Source organism: Pseudomonas sp. MT92 (genome assembly GCF_058792515.1).
Map to the genome: position 1 here is coordinate 103326 of NZ_JBXAFA010000009.1, position 15886 is coordinate 119211.

Here is a 15886-nt window from a genome sequence, read left to right on the forward strand (position 1 = left end):
CGAGGTGCCCCCATGAGCGAGCCGATTCGCCTGACCCAGTACAGCCACGGCGCTGGATGCGGTTGCAAGATTTCTCCCCAGGTGCTGGAAGTGATTCTCGCCGGCAGCGGGGCGCAGAATCTGGACCCCAGGCTCTGGGTCGGCAACGCCTCGCGCGATGATGCGGCGGTCTATGCCATCGACGAAGAGCGCGGTGTGGTATCGACCACCGATTTTTTCATGCCGATCGTCGACGATCCCTTCGATTTCGGCCGCATCGCCGCCACCAATGCCATCAGTGATATCTACGCCATGGGTGGCGACCCGTTGATGGCCATCGCCATTCTGGGCTGGCCGGTCAATGTGCTGGCGCCGGAAATTGCCCGGGAAGTGATTCGCGGTGGCCGTTCGGTGTGCGATGAAGCAGGTATTCCGTTGGCTGGCGGGCATTCCATCGACGCACCGGAGCCGATCTTTGGCCTGGCCGTCACCGGGCTGGTGGAAAAGCGTCACATGAAGCGCAACGACACGGCGACGGCCGGTTGCCTGCTTTACCTCACCAAGCCCTTGGGCATCGGCATCCTCACCACCGCCGAAAAGAAAGGCAAGTTGCGCAATGCCGACATTGGCCTGGCCCGGGACTGGATGTGCACCCTGAACAAGCCCGGCAGCCGTTTTGGCAAGCTGGACGGGGTGACCGCGATGACCGACGTCACCGGTTTTGGTCTATTGGGGCATCTGGTGGAAATGGCCGACGGCAGCCAGTTGACCGCCCTTATCGAATATGACCGCGTGCCGCGTCTGCCGGGTGTCGAGTATTACCTTGAGCAGGGCTGCATTCCCGGCGGGACCTTGCGTAACTACGACAGCTACGCCAGCAAACTGGGGCGATTGCAGGCGTTGCACAAAAACGTGTTATGCGACCCGCAGACCAGCGGAGGCCTGTTGATCGCCGTGACGCCCGAGGGTAACGACACTTTTCTGGAGACCGCTGCGCAAATGGGCCTGAACCTTGCGCCCATCGGTGAATTGGTCGAGCGACAGAGCCATGCAGTCGAGGTCTCCTGATGTTCGCCGACTGCACCGATTACCGCGATATTTTCCTCAACGACCGGCCGCTGATGGATGCCCGTGCGCCAGTCGAGTTTCTCAAGGGCTCGTTTCCCGGTGTGGTCAATTTGCCGCTGATGGACGATCACGAGCGGCAACGGGTTGGCACTTGCTATAAGCAACAGGGTCAACAAGCCGCCATCGAACTGGGCCATCAACTGGTGTCCGGCGCAATCAAGGCCGAGCGCATCCAGGCCTGGGCCGACTTTGCCCGGGCTCATCCCGATGGGCTTTTGTACTGTTTTCGCGGCGGGTTGCGCTCGCAGATCGTGCAGCAATGGCTCAGGGACGAGGCGGGTATCGACTACCCGCGAGTCGCGGGTGGCTACAAGGCCATGCGCAGCTTTCTGCTCGATACCCTTGATCAAGCGGTGGCCCAGTGCGATTTCGTGTTGTTGGGGGGCATGACGGGCACCGGCAAGACCGAAGTACTCCTGCAACTGAGCAATGGGCTGGACCTTGAAGGGCACGCCAATCATCGCGGTTCCAGTTTCGGCAAGCGCGCCACGGGGCAACCTTGCAATATCGATTTCGAAAACCGCCTGGCGGTGGATGTGCTGAAGAAGCGCGCCGCGGGCCTCGAGCAATTCGTGCTGGAAGACGAGAGCCGCGCGATCGGCAGTTGCGCACTGCCTCTGCCGCTTTATCAGGGCATGCAGCAGTTTCCGATGGTCTGGCTCGAGGACAGCCTGGAGGGCCGGGTCGAGCGAATCCTGCGCGATTACGTGGTGGACCTGTGTGCAGAGTTCATCCGGGTGCGCGGCGAGGAAGGTTTTGCGCTGTTTTCCGAGCGGATGCTGGAGAGTTTGAATAACGTGCACAAGCGCCTGGGCGGCGAGCGCCATCGACGGATGCTGATTCTGATGGAAGATGCCTTGGCGGAGCAGGGTCGCAGCGGCTCGGTGGATCTGCACCGGGGCTGGATCGAGGGGTTGCTGACCGAGTATTACGATCCGATGTATGCCTTTCAGCGTGAAAAGAAGGGCGCGCGGATCGAGTTTGCCGGGAATCGTGAAGCGGTATTGGGGTATTTGCGCGAGCGCGGTAGTCAGCGAGGGTGACGGTGGTCTTGCCGGCCTCATCGCGGGCAAGCCCGCTCCCACAGGGGCCGTGGCGTACACAAAAGGCCCGATCAGGCCCTGCTCAACTCAGGTCGGGCAGGTCTGCGGCCCGTTATCCAGCCCTTGCTTGTAGCTGTGGCTTTGCAGGCTGGCCTTGCCGTTATGCCAGGTCAGGGTCAGCACAAAGAGCGAGTCATAGTCGCTGGACTCCCAATCTTCGGTGATCTTCTGTTTCTTGCCGACCGCTTCCCCGGCGACCTTGTTGATCAACTCCGGCAGGTAGCCGTGGGACCACGCGGTGTAGATGACCGAGTTGTGATACTTGTCCTGGAGCAGTTCATCGGCCAGGTCGCTGGTGTCATTGGCCGAGAAATTGATGTTGACCGGCAAGCCGAGCTTGATCGCGCTGGGACTGATGGTCATCAATGGGCGGATGTAGCTGTAGGAATTGTTCAATTCACCTTCCTCGACATTGCGCGTCGGGTTGGCGGCAAACACGTAGTTGGCCTTGCCGAACTTTTCCGGAAGCAAGGTGGCCAGTTCGATCGCACGGTTCAAGCCCTGGCAATTGAGCTGGCCCAGGCCCCCGGCAGGTTTCTCCGCATGACGCAGGAACACCAGCGTCTGGGTACCATCTGCCGGTTGGGCACGGCTTTCGCCAGACTCCAGGGATAGAAACAACGCGCTGGTCGCCAGCAGGGCGGGCAGGAATAGATACGCGCGGTGTTTGAAGCGATGGCAGAGTTTCAGAAAGTTCTTCATGGAATAAAGGATTCTTCAGCGCATTCGGTTAAGGCTGACAAACCTCTACACCACGAATTTCCTGCGTCGGGTGTTTTCCATGTCGTCGAGCCGGTCCGTTTCAACAAGGGCATTGCTCAGAGTCCGCTGATGCCCATTTGGTTCGATTCCGGCGGAGTGCGCAGCAATCTACCGGCAACCGTGAACGGACAGGAGCGAAGGTTATCGACAGGATGTTGCTGAATTATGGATACGGTACAGGTTATGGGGCTGACCAAGGCTGCAATTCCTTGATCTTCAACATCAGTGATATTGATAACGACAGCGTAACGCCTGCATTAATATCACTACTTTCAATTTTCTCGTGGATCCTTCCCATGACCGATTTGTCTGCGTTTCCCATCACCCAAAAATGGCCTGCACGGTACCCGGAGTGGATTCAGCTGTACTCCTTGCCGACCCCCAACGGCGTCAAGGTTTCGATCATGCTCGAAGAGATCGGCTTGCCTTACGAGCCGCACCGCGTCGGGTTTGACACCAACGATCAAATGTCCCCCGAATTCCTGTCGTTAAGCCCCAACAACAAGATCCCGGCCATCCTCGATCCTAACGGCCCCGAAGACCAGCCGTTGCCGTTGTTCGAGTCAGGTGCGATCCTGATTTATCTGGCTGACAAGAGTGGACAATTGCTGGCCCGGGAAGGGGCTGCGCGCTACGAGACCATTCAGTGGCTGATGTTCCAGATGGGCGGCATCGGGCCGATGTTCGGCCAACTCGGCTTCTTCAATAAATTCGCCGGCAAGGACTACGAAGACAAGCGTCCCCGTGATCGCTATGTCGAAGAAAGCAAACGCCTGCTCGGCGTCCTCGACAAACGCCTTGAAGGTCGTGACTGGATCATGGGCGAGCGCTACACCATTGCCGATATCGCGACCTTTCCCTGGGTGCGCAACCTGATCGGTTTCTATGAGGCTGGCGATCTGGTCGGCATCCAGAACTTCCCCAACGTCACCCGCGTGCTGGAAAAATTCCTGGCGCGGCCGGCGGTCAAGCGCGGGCTGGAAATTCCAAAACCCATCGCCAACTGATTTCCGCAATCCCCCTGTAGGCGCGAGCAAGTTCGCTCCCACAGGGCGGGGCGGGTGTTTGCCCAATGATTGTTGCCATTGCAGTAACGCATTCTTGAGCGTTGGGTGTTTGTGCCCTGCACCCCGCAGGGCATAAGCTTTGCCCCCTTACGACTTTCGTCTTGCCCTCCGATTTCCAGGAATGCCCATGTCCAGTCAGTTCCCCGAAGCTCGCCCACGCCGTCTGCGCCGCAATGCGAGCCTGCGCAGTCTGTTCCAGGAAACCGAATTCAGCCTCAACGACCTGGTACTGCCGATTTTCGTCGAAGAAGAGATCGATGACTTTGTAGCCATCAAAAGCATGCCCGGTGTGATGCGTATTCCCGAGTCGAAACTGGCCGGCGAGATCGAGCGTTATGCCCGGGCCGGGATCAAGTCAGTGATGACCTTTGGCGTGTCCCACCACCTGGACAGCAGCGGCAGCGACACCTGGCGCGACGACGGTCTGGTGTCGCGCATGTCGCGCATCGCCAAGGACGCCGTGCCGGAAATGATCGTCATGTCCGACACCTGTTTCTGTGAGTACACCGACCACGGCCACTGCGGTGTTCTGCACAATCACGAAGTCGATAACGACCAGACCCTGATCAACCTCGGCAAACAAGCCGTGGCGGCGGCCCGTGCCGGTGCCGATGTGATTGCACCGTCGGCAGCGATGGACGGTCAGGTCCAGGCCATTCGCCGGGCACTCGACGAGGCCGGTTTCAGTCAGACGGCGATCATGGCCTATTCGACCAAATTCGCCTCGGCGCTGTACGGACCGTTCCGCGAAGCCGGCGGCAGCGCACTCAAGGGCGACCGTAAAAGCTATCAAATGAACCCGATGAATCGCCGTGAAGCGGTGCGCGAATCACTGCTCGACGAGCAGGAGGGCGCCGACGCGCTGATGGTCAAGCCGGCCGGTGCGTACCTGGACATCATTCGCGATATTCGTGAGGTTTCGCGTTTGCCGCTGGCGGCGTATCAAGTGAGCGGCGAGTACGCGATGATCAAGTTCGGCGCGCAAGCCGGGGCGATTGATGAAGACCGCGTGGTGCGCGAGAGTCTTGGTGCGATCAAGCGGGCGGGGGCCGATCTGATCTTCACGTACTTCGCGATGGACCTGGCATTGGCCGGGATCTGAAACTCACCCGGCCCCACGCAGGAGCCGGGAGTGTTTCGGGTTCAACCAATGAACGGCCGGATCCCGTGATCCCGGAAGTACCGCTCGATCACCTTGGGATCCGAGCAGGTTTCGGCAATCGCCACATAGGTATCCGGCCGTAACAGGTAAAACCCGTTACGCCCCAGGCCTGCCGTTTCAAACGCCGGCCGCCAGTCGAACACATGCAGCGGCAAATGATGCTCGATGCACCAGGCGATCATTTCGTCGCTGGTGTCGCCATACACATGCACCTGCCAGTTCGGGCATTTGAGCGGTTCGAAATTGTCCCCTTCGCCGTCGTGTGCCCAGGGCAGGCGGTCGCCACCATGGACCTGCCCGGCGACGCCTGTGCTCAAAGGCATGCCGCGGTAGTTCAAGGTGATCTGCGACACCGTGCGAAACAGGAATTCACGGGACCTCTCGAACGAGGCCATTTTCGGAATCAGTAAGGGCGCCAGGCGTGTACGCAGCAGGTCGGCCATGGGGCCTTCAGCGGTGACGAAGCTGAACACCCGGTCGGTGGTCGCCACCAATTTTCGGGCGAACGCAATGCGCTCGGTTTCGTAAGTATCAAGCAGTTTGGCCTCGGCGCCGCCGCTCAATACGGCGGCGAGTTTCCAGGCCAGGTTGATGGCATCGCCAATCCCGGTGTTCATGCCCTGGCCACCGGCGGGGCTGTGCACATGGGCGGCGTCGCCCAACAAGAATGCGCGTCCGGTGCGGAAGTGATCGGCCACCCGATGATGCACGCGGTAGGTCGAGAACCAGTTCACCTGTTCGATCTGCACCTTCAGATGCTCGATGGCCCGGCTGCTGACGTCTTCGAATCGCAGCGTTTCAGCACGCTCGGCGCGCTCATCGCGAACGGTGCCGATCAGGCGTGCGCGACCGCTTCCTGCCAGTGGGAACACCGCGAGAAAGTCCGCCTCATCGAGGTCCACGTGCAGTTCGCCGTTGAACGTCGGGCCGCTGGCCTGCACATCGGCCACATAGAAAATCTGCTGGTAGGTCCCGCCGGGAAATCCGGTGTCCAGGGCCTTGCGCACGACTGAACGGGCACCGTCGCAACCGGCCAGGTAACAGGCCTGGCAGGTTTCCTGCTGACCATCGGGCAGACGCAACGTGGCGTTGATGCCGTCAACGGTTTCCTCGAAAGCCTCAAGCTCGGTGTCGCGCTCCACCGTGATGCCAAAGGATTCGAGGCGTTTGATCAGCAGCCGTTCGTGTTCGTCCTGGGGGAATATTTGGAGGAAGGCGTAAGGTGTCAGGCCCTCGCCGATGTGGGTCAGCGGCAAGCGTGCCACGGGTTCACCCTTGACCCAGAAATTGGCGGCCTCCACGCAATGGCCCTTCTGCACGACACTGGCACTGAGGTCGAGTTGGCGGTACAGCTCCAGCGTACGTGCCTGCACGGCCAGTGCCCGCGAGGTGGTGCCGGGCGCCGACGTCTTGTCGACGATCCGCACGCGGACGCCCAGTGTGCTTAGCCAGAGTGCCAGTACCAGCCCGGTCGGGCCGGCGCCGATGATTAACACATCGCTTCGGTGCATGAGCCTGTCCTCCTCGCGGTGTGGAGCAAGTATGGTTCAGCCGTGGCGGGCGGCCAGGCTGGCTGCCCAACGGAGAAGGCCATTGCTCAAGGTCATAGCCTCAGACAGGCCATTGATCGTATGGTTAGCCCGGCATAACGGATTTTCTGGAGCAGCATGCAAGCCCATCGATTGATCATGAGCATCGTCGCATTGCTGGTGCTGGCCGGTTGCGGCAGTCAACGCACGCAGCAGGCGCCGGCGCGTACACCCGCCGAGGTCAAGGCCGACATCATGCGACTGTTGCCGGCCAAAACCGGCGACCGCCAGGGGTGGGCCACGGACATCCAGGCGGCGTTTGCCGCGCAGAACATCGAGACGACCACGCAAAACCTGTGCTCGGTGCTGGCTGTCACTGAGCAAGAGTCGACCTTTCAGGCAGACCCGAGTGTGCCTGGCCTGGGCAAAATCGCTCGCGACGAGATCGATCGCCGAGCGGCCAAGGCTCACATCCCCGGCCTGTTGGTCAGTGCGGCGCTGCAGGTACGCTCGCCCAATGGCAAAAGTTACAGCGAGCGCCTCAATGCGGCGCGTAGCGAAAAGGAACTGAGCGCGATTTTCGATGACTTCATTGGCATGGTGCCCATGGGGAAAAGTCTGTTTGGCGGCCTCAACCCGGTACACACCGGCGGGCCGATGCAGGTCAGCATCGAATTTGCCGAGCAGCATGCCAAGGCCTATCCCTACCCGGTGGACGGGTCGATCCGCCATGAAGTCTTCACTCGGCGCGGCGGCATGTACTTCGGTATCGCCCATTTGCTCGGATACCCGGTGAACTACCCGCAACCGCTCTATCGCTTCGCCGATTTCAACGCCGGTTGGTATGCCAGTCGCAATGCCGCGTTCCAGAACGCCGTGAGCCGTGCCTCGGGCATTGCGCTGGCGCTGGATGGCGATTTGGTCAATTACGGTTCGATCATGCCCGGCAGCACCGAAGTGGCCGTGCGCAGCCTCGGCAAGCAACTGGGCATGCGCAATACGACGATCAGGGATCAACTGGAAGAGGGCAAGAGCCTGGCGTTCGAGAACAGCTCGTTGTATCAGCGGGTCTTCGCGCTGGCGGACCGTGCCGAAGGCCGGCCATTGCCTCGGCAAGTGTTGCCGGGAATTGTCCTGCAGAGCCCGAAAATCACTCGCAAACTGACCACGGCCTGGTTTGCCAAGCGGGTTGATGAGCGTTATCAACGCTGTATGGCGCGGGCGGGTTGAAGAACAAACGATCGCAGGCGGTTTTACGCATTATCCCAGGCATAAAAAAACCGACTGATCAGGCCGGTTTTTTTGTCGAGGACTGCGGTAAAGCCATTCATTCAAGCGATGTGGTTGCTGTTCAGACGATCGGAACCATCGGCAGCGACGGTGTTGCCTTGCAGACGATCCGAGCCATCGGCAGCAACGGTGTTGCCTTGCAGACGATCCGAGCCATCGGCGGCGACGGTATTGCCTTGCAGACGATCCGAGCCATCGGCAGCAACGGTGTTGCCTTGCAGGCGATCCGAGCCATCGGCGGCGACGGTGTTGCCTTGCAGGCGATCCGAGCCATCGGCGGCGACGGTGTTGCCTTGCAGGCGATCCGAGCCATCGGCAGCAACGGTATTGCCTTGCAGACGATCCGAGCCATCGGCGGCGACGGTGTTGCCTTGCAGGCGGTCGGAGCCATCAGCAGCCACTCGATTCTGGATCAGGCGATCGGAGCCACCTTCCGCCACGCGACTTTCAATCAAGCGATCCGAGCCGCCTTCGGCGACGACAGGTTGAGCAGAGGTAGCGGCGAAAGCGTTTACTGCAAAAACCGAGAAAGCGATGCTGAGAAGAGTCTGGCGTTTCATGGTGGTGTGCTCCGGGTCTTATTGGGTGGGTATGGAGCAGATGTTACGCCGCGCAATTTTTATGAGAACTTCATTGGCATGATGGTGAACATCGACGGGATTGATAGGCCCAGCGGCATACCCCTGGCGGGCGTGATGATGCAGTCGTCGGATGGCTCCAGCGCGGTCAAGAGCGGCTTCTACACTGGATAGCGTCGCAAGGAGGTGTTTATGTATCAGCTCTACGGTCATCAGAATTCGGGCGCAGCCGCCATCGAGGCGGCACTGGAACTGTGTGAGATCCCTTATCGTTTCATTGACGTCGAGTCGTCTTCGCAGGCCGCCCTCGCGTTGGAGAAGCTCAACCCGCTCAAGCAGATTCCGACCCTGCAATTGCCCGACGGCAGCGTCCTCACCGAAAGCGCGGCGATCCTGATTCACCTCGGGCTGACGTTTCCCGAGTCGAATCTGTTGCCGGACAACCCGGCCGATCGTGATCAGGCCATCCGTGGTCTGGCGTACATCGTCAGCAATTGCTATGCGGCCATCGGCATCATCGATTACCCCGAGCGCTGGTTGGCCGAGGCAGATGAATCGTCTCGGCAAAACCTGATGGCGGGCACCCGTGCACGGTTGCATTGGAGTTGGGAGGTGTTTGCCGATCAGTTTTCCTGCGAGCTGTATCTGGGAGACGAGACACCGGGAGCGCTGGATGTGCTGGCGGCGGTGGTCAGTCGATGGTCAGGCAGCCGGGAACATTTGCGCACGGCCCGGCCGGGGTTTTACGCCTGGCTGGAGCGTATCGACCGACACCCGACGCTGGCGCCGGTGTTCGCCCGGCATTGGCCGGCCTGAGCGCTGCAAAACAAAAGCGGGAGCGAGCAAGCTCGCTCCCGCAGGGGATGGGTGGTGTGTTTGAGTTATTCCCCGCGAATGTACTGTTCCAGCTGACGAATCAGTTCCGCCTGTTCCGCGATGGCCTCCTTGACCAGGTCGCCAATCGACAGCAAACCGATCAGTTTGCCGTCCTCCACCACCGGCAAGTGGCGCAGGCGTTTGTCGGACATGATGCCCAGGCAGGTATCGACGGTTTGATGGGTGTCCACGGTAATCACCGGTGAAACCATGATGTCGCGTACCGGCGTACCCACCGAAGAGCGCCCGTGCAGCACCAGTTTACGTGCGTAGTCACGCTCACTGATGATGCCCAGCACTTCGTCATTCTCCACCACCAGCAAGGCGCCGACGTTTTTCTCTGCCATCTTCATCAGCGCTTCCAGCACCATATGATCAGGTTTGATCTGGTGCACTTCCTGATTCTTCTGATCTTTCAACTTGAGTAGTTGCGCGACGGTTTTCATGGCGGTTTCTCGGGTGTTGTCGTTGTTATTGAAGAATCGTAGACGCCGGCGCGCAGGGCAAGAGAGAAAGCGGCAGATAAACGGCAAAAAACGTCATTTGGTGGTTTTTCTTCGGTAATCCCCGGATTCTTGCCCGGCAAAATACCTGTGGGAGCGGGCTTGCCCGCGATGAGGGCAAATCAGTCGACATCCATGTTGAATGTCAGGCCGCCATCGTGAGCAAGCTCACTCCCACAGGTCCGTGGTGGCGTAGAATCACCACCCTGAATCAATGTTGAGGTTTTCAGTGGTGGATTTACCGCAGGGCTTTGTCCTGACCCGGCATTGGCGCGATACACCGACCGGTACGCAAGTCGAGTTCTGGCTGGCGACCGACAGCGGTCCCCGGCGCATTCGCCTGCCTCATCAGCCATCGGTGGCGTTTATTCCGGCCAGCCAGCGCGAGCAGGCCGAGGCACTGCTGAACGACGAAAAAAATGTCGAACTGCGGGAATTGGCCTTGCGGGATTTCGAGCACCGTCCGGTGCTCGGGTTGTATTGCTCGCAGCACGGGCAATTGATGCGCCTGGAAACGGCCCTGCGCAGGGCCGGGGTTGATGTGTATGAAGCTGACGTACGCCCGCCGGAACGCTACATGATGGAGCGGTTCATCACCGCCCCTGTGCGCTTTGGCGGTACGCCGGATGGCGAGGGCCTGTTGTTCGACGCACAGATGAAACCCGATCCGCACTACCGGCCAAGCCTCAAGCTGGCGTCCCTGGACATCGAAACCACTGCCCAGGGCGAGTTGTACTCCATCGCCCTGGAGGGCTGCGGCGAGCGGCAGGTGTACATGCTCGGCCCGCCCAATGGCGAACCCGGCGAGGTGGATTTCCAGCTCGAATACTGCGACTCGCGCACCCTGTTGCTGAAAAAGCTCAACGACTGGTTCGCCCGGCACGATCCCGACGCGATCATTGGCTGGAACGTCGTGCAGTTCGATCTGCGGGTGTTGCATAAACACGCCAGGCAACTGGGCGTGCCGCTGAAGCTGGGGCGTGGCGGCGAAGAGATGCAGTGGCGTGAACACGGCAATGGCAACCATTATTTTGCCTCCGCTGCCGGCCGGCTGATCATCGACGGCATCGAGGCGCTGCGTTCGGCGACCTGGAGTTTTCCGTCGTTCAGCCTGGAAAACGTCGCGCAAACCTTGCTGGGCGAGGGCAAGTCGATCGACAACCCCTACCAGCGCATGGACGAAATCAATCGCATGTTCGCCGAGGACAAACCGGCGCTGGCCAGGTACAACCTCAAGGATTGCGAGCTGGTCACCCGAATTTTCGCCCACACCCAACTGCTGACCTTTTTACTGGAACGGGCCAGTGTCACCGGGTTGCCGGTGGATCGCATGGGCGGCTCAGTGGCGGCGTTCACCCACCTCTACATGCCGTTGATGCACCGCCAGGGCTTCGTCGCGCCAAACCTCGGCGGGCGCCCGCCGCAAGCCAGCCCCGGCGGGTTTGTCATGGACTCGCAACCGGGCCTGTACGAGTCGGTGCTGGTGTTCGACTACAAAAGCCTTTACCCCTCGATCATCCGCACGTTCCTCATCGACCCGGTGGGCTTGATCGAAGGGCTCAAGCATCCCGAGGACAGCGAGTCGGTGCCCGGTTTCCGGGGGGCACGTTTTTCCAGAACCCGGCATTGCCTGCCCGCCATCGTGGCCCGGGTCGCCGAAGGCCGGGAAACCGCCAAGCGCGAGCACAACGCGCCGCTGTCCCAGGCACTGAAGATCATCATGAACGCCTTCTACGGGGTGCTCGGTTCCAGCGGTTGCCGGTTTTTTGATACACGCCTGGCGTCGTCCATCACCCTGCGCGGGCACGAGATCATGCTGCGCACCCGTCAGTTGATCGAAGACCAGGGCCATACGGTGATTTACGGTGATACCGATTCCACCTTCGTCTGGCTGCGCCGCGCCCACGGCCAACAGGAAGCGGCACAGATCGGCGAAGCGCTGGTGGATCACGTCAACCAGTGGTGGCGCGAGCATGTGCGGCAGGCATATGGCCTGGAGAGCGCGCTCGAACTGCAGTTCGAAACCCACTACAAGCGGTTCCTGATGCCGACCATTCGCGGAGCGGAGGAGGGCAGCAAGAAGCGTTATGCGGGGTTGGTGACGCGCGCCGATGGCACGGACGAGATGGTCTACAAAGGCCTGGAAACCGTGCGCACCGACTGGTCGCCGCTGGCCCGCCAGTTCCAGCAGGAGCTGTACCTGCGCATCTTCAATCGCAAACCCTATCAGGATTACGTGCGCGACTATGTGCGCAAGACCCTGGCCGGAGGGTTCGATGAGCGCTTGATCTACCGCAAGCGCCTGCGCCGCACCCTCGATGATTATCAACGTAACGTGCCGCCGCATGTGCGGGCAGCGCGTATCGCCGATGACTACAACGACCGGCAGGGGCGTCCACGCCAGTACCAGAACGGTGGCTGGATCAGTTACGTGATTACCGTCGCCGGCCCTGAACCACTGGAAATCCGCAGCGCGCCCATCGATTACGAGCATTACGTCAGCAAGCAATTGCAGCCTGTGGCCGACGCGATCCTGCCGTTCGTCGACGACGATTTTTCAACCCTGATTGGTGGGCAACTGGGCCTGTTTTGAGTCCATCAGCGACAACGTCCAGTCATCCAGAATGCCGTGGAAGTATTGATTCAGGGCTTGATGGAACAGGCTGTCATCAGGTGCGACCTGGGCGAACAGCGTCATCGACGAATGAAATTTCAGGTCATCGGGATGGCCGAAGATATCCCTCACCGAGCGCTGCTGGATGTTCAGCACCTCTTGGGTGCACGTGCGCAGCCGCGCGCCCAGCAATGGGTGCTCGAGATAGGCTCGGGCTTCTTCGCGCGAACCGATCGCGAAGCGTTTGGACATGTCGCTGCCACCCAGCCCGGCAAACTGCGGAAAGATGAACCACATCCAGTGGCTACGCTTGCGGCCGGCATTCAATTCGGCCTGAGCCCGGTCGAACACCGGGTCCTGCGCCTGAATGAAGCGCTGCAGGTTAAAGGTGTCCAGCCGATCGGTGCTTCTCATGCGCAAGTCCTCTGACAGACTGCGATGGCTCAGACCATGGCCAACCGCTGTTTGCGTTGTGGCGCTCGAAACGCTTGGTCCAGCGCCTTCAGATCCCCAGGTTCAAGCACTAACTGCGCCGCGCGTGCGTTGAGTCGCACATGCTCGGGCCTTACCGCCTTGGGGATGGCAATCACCCCGTCCTGGCGCAAAAGCCATGCCAGCGCCACCTGGGCAGGCGTGGCATCGTGACGGGCGGCCACTTGCCGGAGGGTGGTGTTGCCCAGCATGTTCCCGCCCTGGCCAATGGGGCAGTAGGCCATGACCGGCATCCTGCGCTGCTGACACCAGGGCAGTAAATCAAATTCTATGCCGCGCTCTTCCAGGTTATAGAGCACTTGATTGGTGGCGCAGGCCGGCGCGGCCAGTTCCTGCAAATCATCGACGTCGAAGTTGGACACGCCCCAGCGACCGATCTTGCCCGCCGCGCGCAGTTTCTCGAAGGCCTCGACCGTTTCCTCCAGAGGGTACTGGCCGCGCCAATGCAGCAGGTACAGATCGATATGGTCGGTGTTCAGGCGCCGCAGACTGCGTTCGCAGGCCTGGGGAATGCCTTGGCGGCTGGCGTTGTGCGGGTAGACCTTGCTGACCAGACACACCTCGTCGCGCCGGCCGGCGATGGCTTCGCCCACCACTTTCTCGGCGCCACCCTCGGCGTACATTTCAGCGGTGTCGATCAGGGTCATGCCCAACTCGATCCCCAGGCGCAACGCCGCGACCTCCTCGTTGTGCCGGGAGTGGTCCTCGCCCATTTTCCAGGTGCCCTGACCGATGACCGGTACGTTGACGCCGGCCAATTCGAGAGTACGCATGCAAATCTCCTGTAAACACTCAAGCCATATTGCTATTGGCACTCAGCATAGCTTTCGGGTTCCGCGCTTAGATCAAAAGATCGCAACTTGCCGGTGATCGATTGGTGACGGCATGACTGCACTTTTGCGAAATCAACGGCTCTACTTTTGGGCAGCCTGCGGCGATCCCCTCTGCCGGCCCATGCCCAAGTTCAAGAACCCATGGCTCGAGCGTTACCTTTCAGTATCACCTCAATCCGCCGCCATTGCCTGATGCTGGTTGGCCTGTCGACGTTCCTTGTCAGCGGATGCAGCCACCAGGACGGCAACGACCTCTTGACTCAATTGCGCGAAGGCAAACCCCAGGAATTTCTGCAAACCAGTGTTGACCGCATGGCCACCCTGACCATGCGCGACAACCTCGACAGCCTCTATCTGCTGATGAGCAAGCTGTACCTGCGCAACCCCGACGAGCTGAAAAAATCCGGCTTCCTTGACGCACGCATCGCCGGCAAGCAAGTGCGCATGGCCATCGAACAGCAGCAGCCGCTGCCAACGCTTGGCGGTAAAAAGGACCTCGCGGCGCTACGGTTTGCCATGAGTCCGGAATTTCTGGGCGACCGTGTCGGTGCGTTCATCTATGCCGTCGGCAGCATGCTGGTCACCGCCCACGGCAATCGCCTGGAGTTCTACATGACGGACGCGATCAACCCGACGTTCGTCAGCAACGCTGCACGCAACATCGAGATTGCGACCTGGATCCTGAGTCAGCGGCAAAACAAAAACGGCGAACCCATGCTGTTTTCCAACGAAATCTCGGAAGAGGGCAGCAACCTGAGTTTTGCCGTGGAGTTCGGCAAAATAGTCGCGCGCCTGGATCTGTTGACGCAGATGCTGGACGAGCGCTACCGGCGCATCGGCCTCAATTACGCCCAGAGCCTGTTGTTCCTGAATTTCCTGCCGGTGCAATAGAACGGCATTGACTCTCCAACAAGGGTGATAGTGCATATAGGGAATAAAGATAGATCGCATCGATATAAGTGGTTATAAGAAAAATCGCTATGCTGCGGGCCAGATTTCCCTTGCAGTCTTTGTGGACGTATCGATGGATTTAGTGAATATCGGGTTGGTCGTAGCCGGGCTGGTCGTCGGCTTCATCGTCGGCATGACCGGCGTGGGCGGCGGGTCGTTGATGACGCCCATTTTGCTGTGGTTCGGCATCAACCCGGCAACGGCGGTGGGCACCGACTTGCTGTACGCGGCCATCACCAAATCCAGCGGCGTGCTGGTTCACAAAAAGAACGACAACATTGACTGGGCCATCACCGGCTGGTTGACGCTGGGCAGTGTGCCGGCAGTGGCGTTGACCCTGTGGTTCCTCAGCAGTCTGCACAGCGCCCCCGAGGCGATGAACGCCATCATCAAGCAGGCGTTGGGTTTTGTCCTGTTCGCCACGGCGCTGGCGATCCTGTTCAAGAAGCGCCTGCTCGATTTCGCCCACAAGCGTGCCGGCGGCAACTACAACCCCAGCGGTACTCGGTTGAATGTCCTGACGGTCGTTACCGGCCTGGTGCTCGGCACCATGGTCGCGCTGACCTCCATCGGCGCTGGCGCGCTGGGCACCGTGGCGCTGTTCATTCTCTATCCGTTGCTGCCGACCCGCCGCCTGGTCGGCACGGAAATCGCTCACGCCGTGCCACTGACCCTGGTCGCCGGTCTTGGCCATGCGAGCATGGGCAACATGGACTGGCATGTACTGGGTTACTTGCTGGTGGGTTCGCTGCCGGGGATTTACCTGGGCAGCCATTTGACTGGTCGCATCTCCGATGAAGTGCTGCGTCCTTGCCTGGCGACGATGCTGGTGCTGATCGGTTACAAACTGGTGTTCTAAAATGCCGCACCGACAAAAAGCCCCTGATGGTCAGGGGCTTTTTCGTTTCTACTGAATAGCTGGTTTTCGTAAAGGAAGCTTCCTTCCGGCTTTAAAGACGCTTCCTACATTCATCTGTTTTTTGCCTTGCTAGTGTGCCCGCCAGTTTTCGCGAGCACGA

15 protein-coding genes are annotated in these 15886 nt (G+C 60.1%); 10 read left to right on the plus strand and 5 right to left on the minus strand.

Annotation, left to right across the window (positions count from 1 at the left end):
* Window positions 1–12: 12 nt before the first annotated feature.
* Window positions 13–1047, plus strand: coding sequence for a selenide, water dikinase SelD (selD, locus tag AC1Q6D_RS18005; protein ID WP_103406723.1), 1035 nt, complete (start codon window positions 13–15; stop codon window positions 1045–1047).
* Window positions 1047–2150 (plus strand): tRNA 2-selenouridine(34) synthase MnmH, encoded by a 1104-nt coding sequence (gene mnmH / locus AC1Q6D_RS18010; protein WP_103406722.1) that lies wholly within the window; start codon window positions 1047–1049, stop codon window positions 2148–2150. Before selD ends, mnmH begins: the two co-directional genes overlap by 1 nt.
* 87 nt (window positions 2151–2237) lie before the next feature.
* On the opposite strand, the gene AC1Q6D_RS18015 is transcribed toward mnmH, so the two are convergent.
* Window positions 2238–2912, minus strand: coding sequence for a histidine phosphatase family protein (locus tag AC1Q6D_RS18015; RefSeq protein ID WP_103406721.1), 675 nt, complete (start codon window positions 2910–2912; stop codon window positions 2238–2240).
* 356 nt (window positions 2913–3268) lie between these two features.
* Here AC1Q6D_RS18015 and AC1Q6D_RS18020 point away from each other — a divergent pair, with 356 nt between their 5' ends.
* Entirely contained in the window at window positions 3269–3979 is a 711-nt protein-coding gene (locus AC1Q6D_RS18020) for a glutathione binding-like protein (protein WP_103406720.1), read from the plus strand.
* A 187-nt stretch (window positions 3980–4166) separates the two neighbouring features.
* Window positions 4167–5141 carry a porphobilinogen synthase gene (gene hemB / locus AC1Q6D_RS18025; protein ID WP_103406719.1) on the plus strand — a complete coding sequence of 325 codons (975 nt, stop codon included), beginning with the start codon at window positions 4167–4169 and terminating at the stop codon, window positions 5139–5141.
* Between the two features lie 41 nt (window positions 5142–5182).
* On the opposite strand, the gene AC1Q6D_RS18030 is transcribed toward hemB, so the two are convergent.
* A complete protein-coding gene (locus tag AC1Q6D_RS18030) occupies window positions 5183–6712 on the minus strand; it encodes an FAD-dependent oxidoreductase (RefSeq protein WP_103406718.1) in 1530 nt (509 codons plus the stop codon).
* A 156-nt stretch (window positions 6713–6868) separates the two neighbouring features.
* On the opposite strand from AC1Q6D_RS18030, the gene AC1Q6D_RS18035 reads away from it, so the two are divergent.
* Genes AC1Q6D_RS18035 through AC1Q6D_RS18045 form a run of 3 tightly spaced genes read left to right on the plus strand, consistent with a single transcriptional unit; the run spans window position 6869 to window position 9414 of the window.
* A complete protein-coding gene (locus AC1Q6D_RS18035; RefSeq protein ID WP_103406717.1) occupies window positions 6869–7960 on the plus strand; it encodes a DUF1615 domain-containing protein in 1092 nt (363 codons plus the stop codon).
* A complete protein-coding gene (locus AC1Q6D_RS18040; protein ID WP_178083172.1) occupies window positions 7957–8772 on the plus strand; it encodes a hypothetical protein in 816 nt (271 codons plus the stop codon). Before AC1Q6D_RS18035 ends, AC1Q6D_RS18040 begins: the two co-directional genes overlap by 4 nt.
* 18 nt (window positions 8773–8790) lie before the next feature.
* Window positions 8791–9414, plus strand: coding sequence for a glutathione S-transferase (locus tag AC1Q6D_RS18045; protein WP_103406715.1), 624 nt, complete (start codon window positions 8791–8793; stop codon window positions 9412–9414).
* Between the two features lie 65 nt (window positions 9415–9479).
* On the opposite strand, the gene AC1Q6D_RS18050 is transcribed toward AC1Q6D_RS18045, so the two are convergent.
* A complete protein-coding gene (locus AC1Q6D_RS18050; protein ID WP_103406714.1) occupies window positions 9480–9920 on the minus strand; it encodes a CBS domain-containing protein in 441 nt (146 codons plus the stop codon).
* A 289-nt stretch (window positions 9921–10209) separates the two neighbouring features.
* Here AC1Q6D_RS18050 and AC1Q6D_RS18055 point away from each other — a divergent pair, with 289 nt between their 5' ends.
* Window positions 10210–12570, plus strand: coding sequence for a DNA polymerase II (locus AC1Q6D_RS18055; protein WP_178083171.1), 2361 nt, complete (start codon window positions 10210–10212; stop codon window positions 12568–12570).
* On the opposite strand, the gene AC1Q6D_RS18060 is transcribed toward AC1Q6D_RS18055, so the two are convergent.
* Both AC1Q6D_RS18060 and AC1Q6D_RS18065 read right to left on the minus strand, forming a co-directional pair.
* Entirely contained in the window at window positions 12535–13005 is a 471-nt protein-coding gene (locus AC1Q6D_RS18060; protein ID WP_103406712.1) for a DUF1810 domain-containing protein, read from the minus strand. The genes AC1Q6D_RS18055 and AC1Q6D_RS18060 overlap by 36 nt on opposite strands.
* Window positions 13006–13034: 29 nt before the next feature.
* Entirely contained in the window at window positions 13035–13856 is an 822-nt protein-coding gene (locus tag AC1Q6D_RS18065) for an aldo/keto reductase (protein WP_103406711.1), read from the minus strand.
* Window positions 13857–14057: 201 nt separating this feature from the next.
* Here AC1Q6D_RS18065 and AC1Q6D_RS18070 point away from each other — a divergent pair, with 201 nt between their 5' ends.
* Together AC1Q6D_RS18070 and AC1Q6D_RS18075 are read left to right on the plus strand one after the other, a co-directional pair.
* Complete coding sequence (locus AC1Q6D_RS18070) at window positions 14058–14807, plus strand: hypothetical protein (protein ID WP_103406710.1); 750 nt, start codon at window positions 14058–14060, stop codon at window positions 14805–14807.
* A gap of 133 nt (window positions 14808–14940) precedes the next feature.
* Window positions 14941–15726, plus strand: coding sequence for a sulfite exporter TauE/SafE family protein (locus tag AC1Q6D_RS18075; RefSeq protein WP_047527475.1), 786 nt, complete (start codon window positions 14941–14943; stop codon window positions 15724–15726).
* Window positions 15727–15886 lie beyond the last annotated feature (160 nt).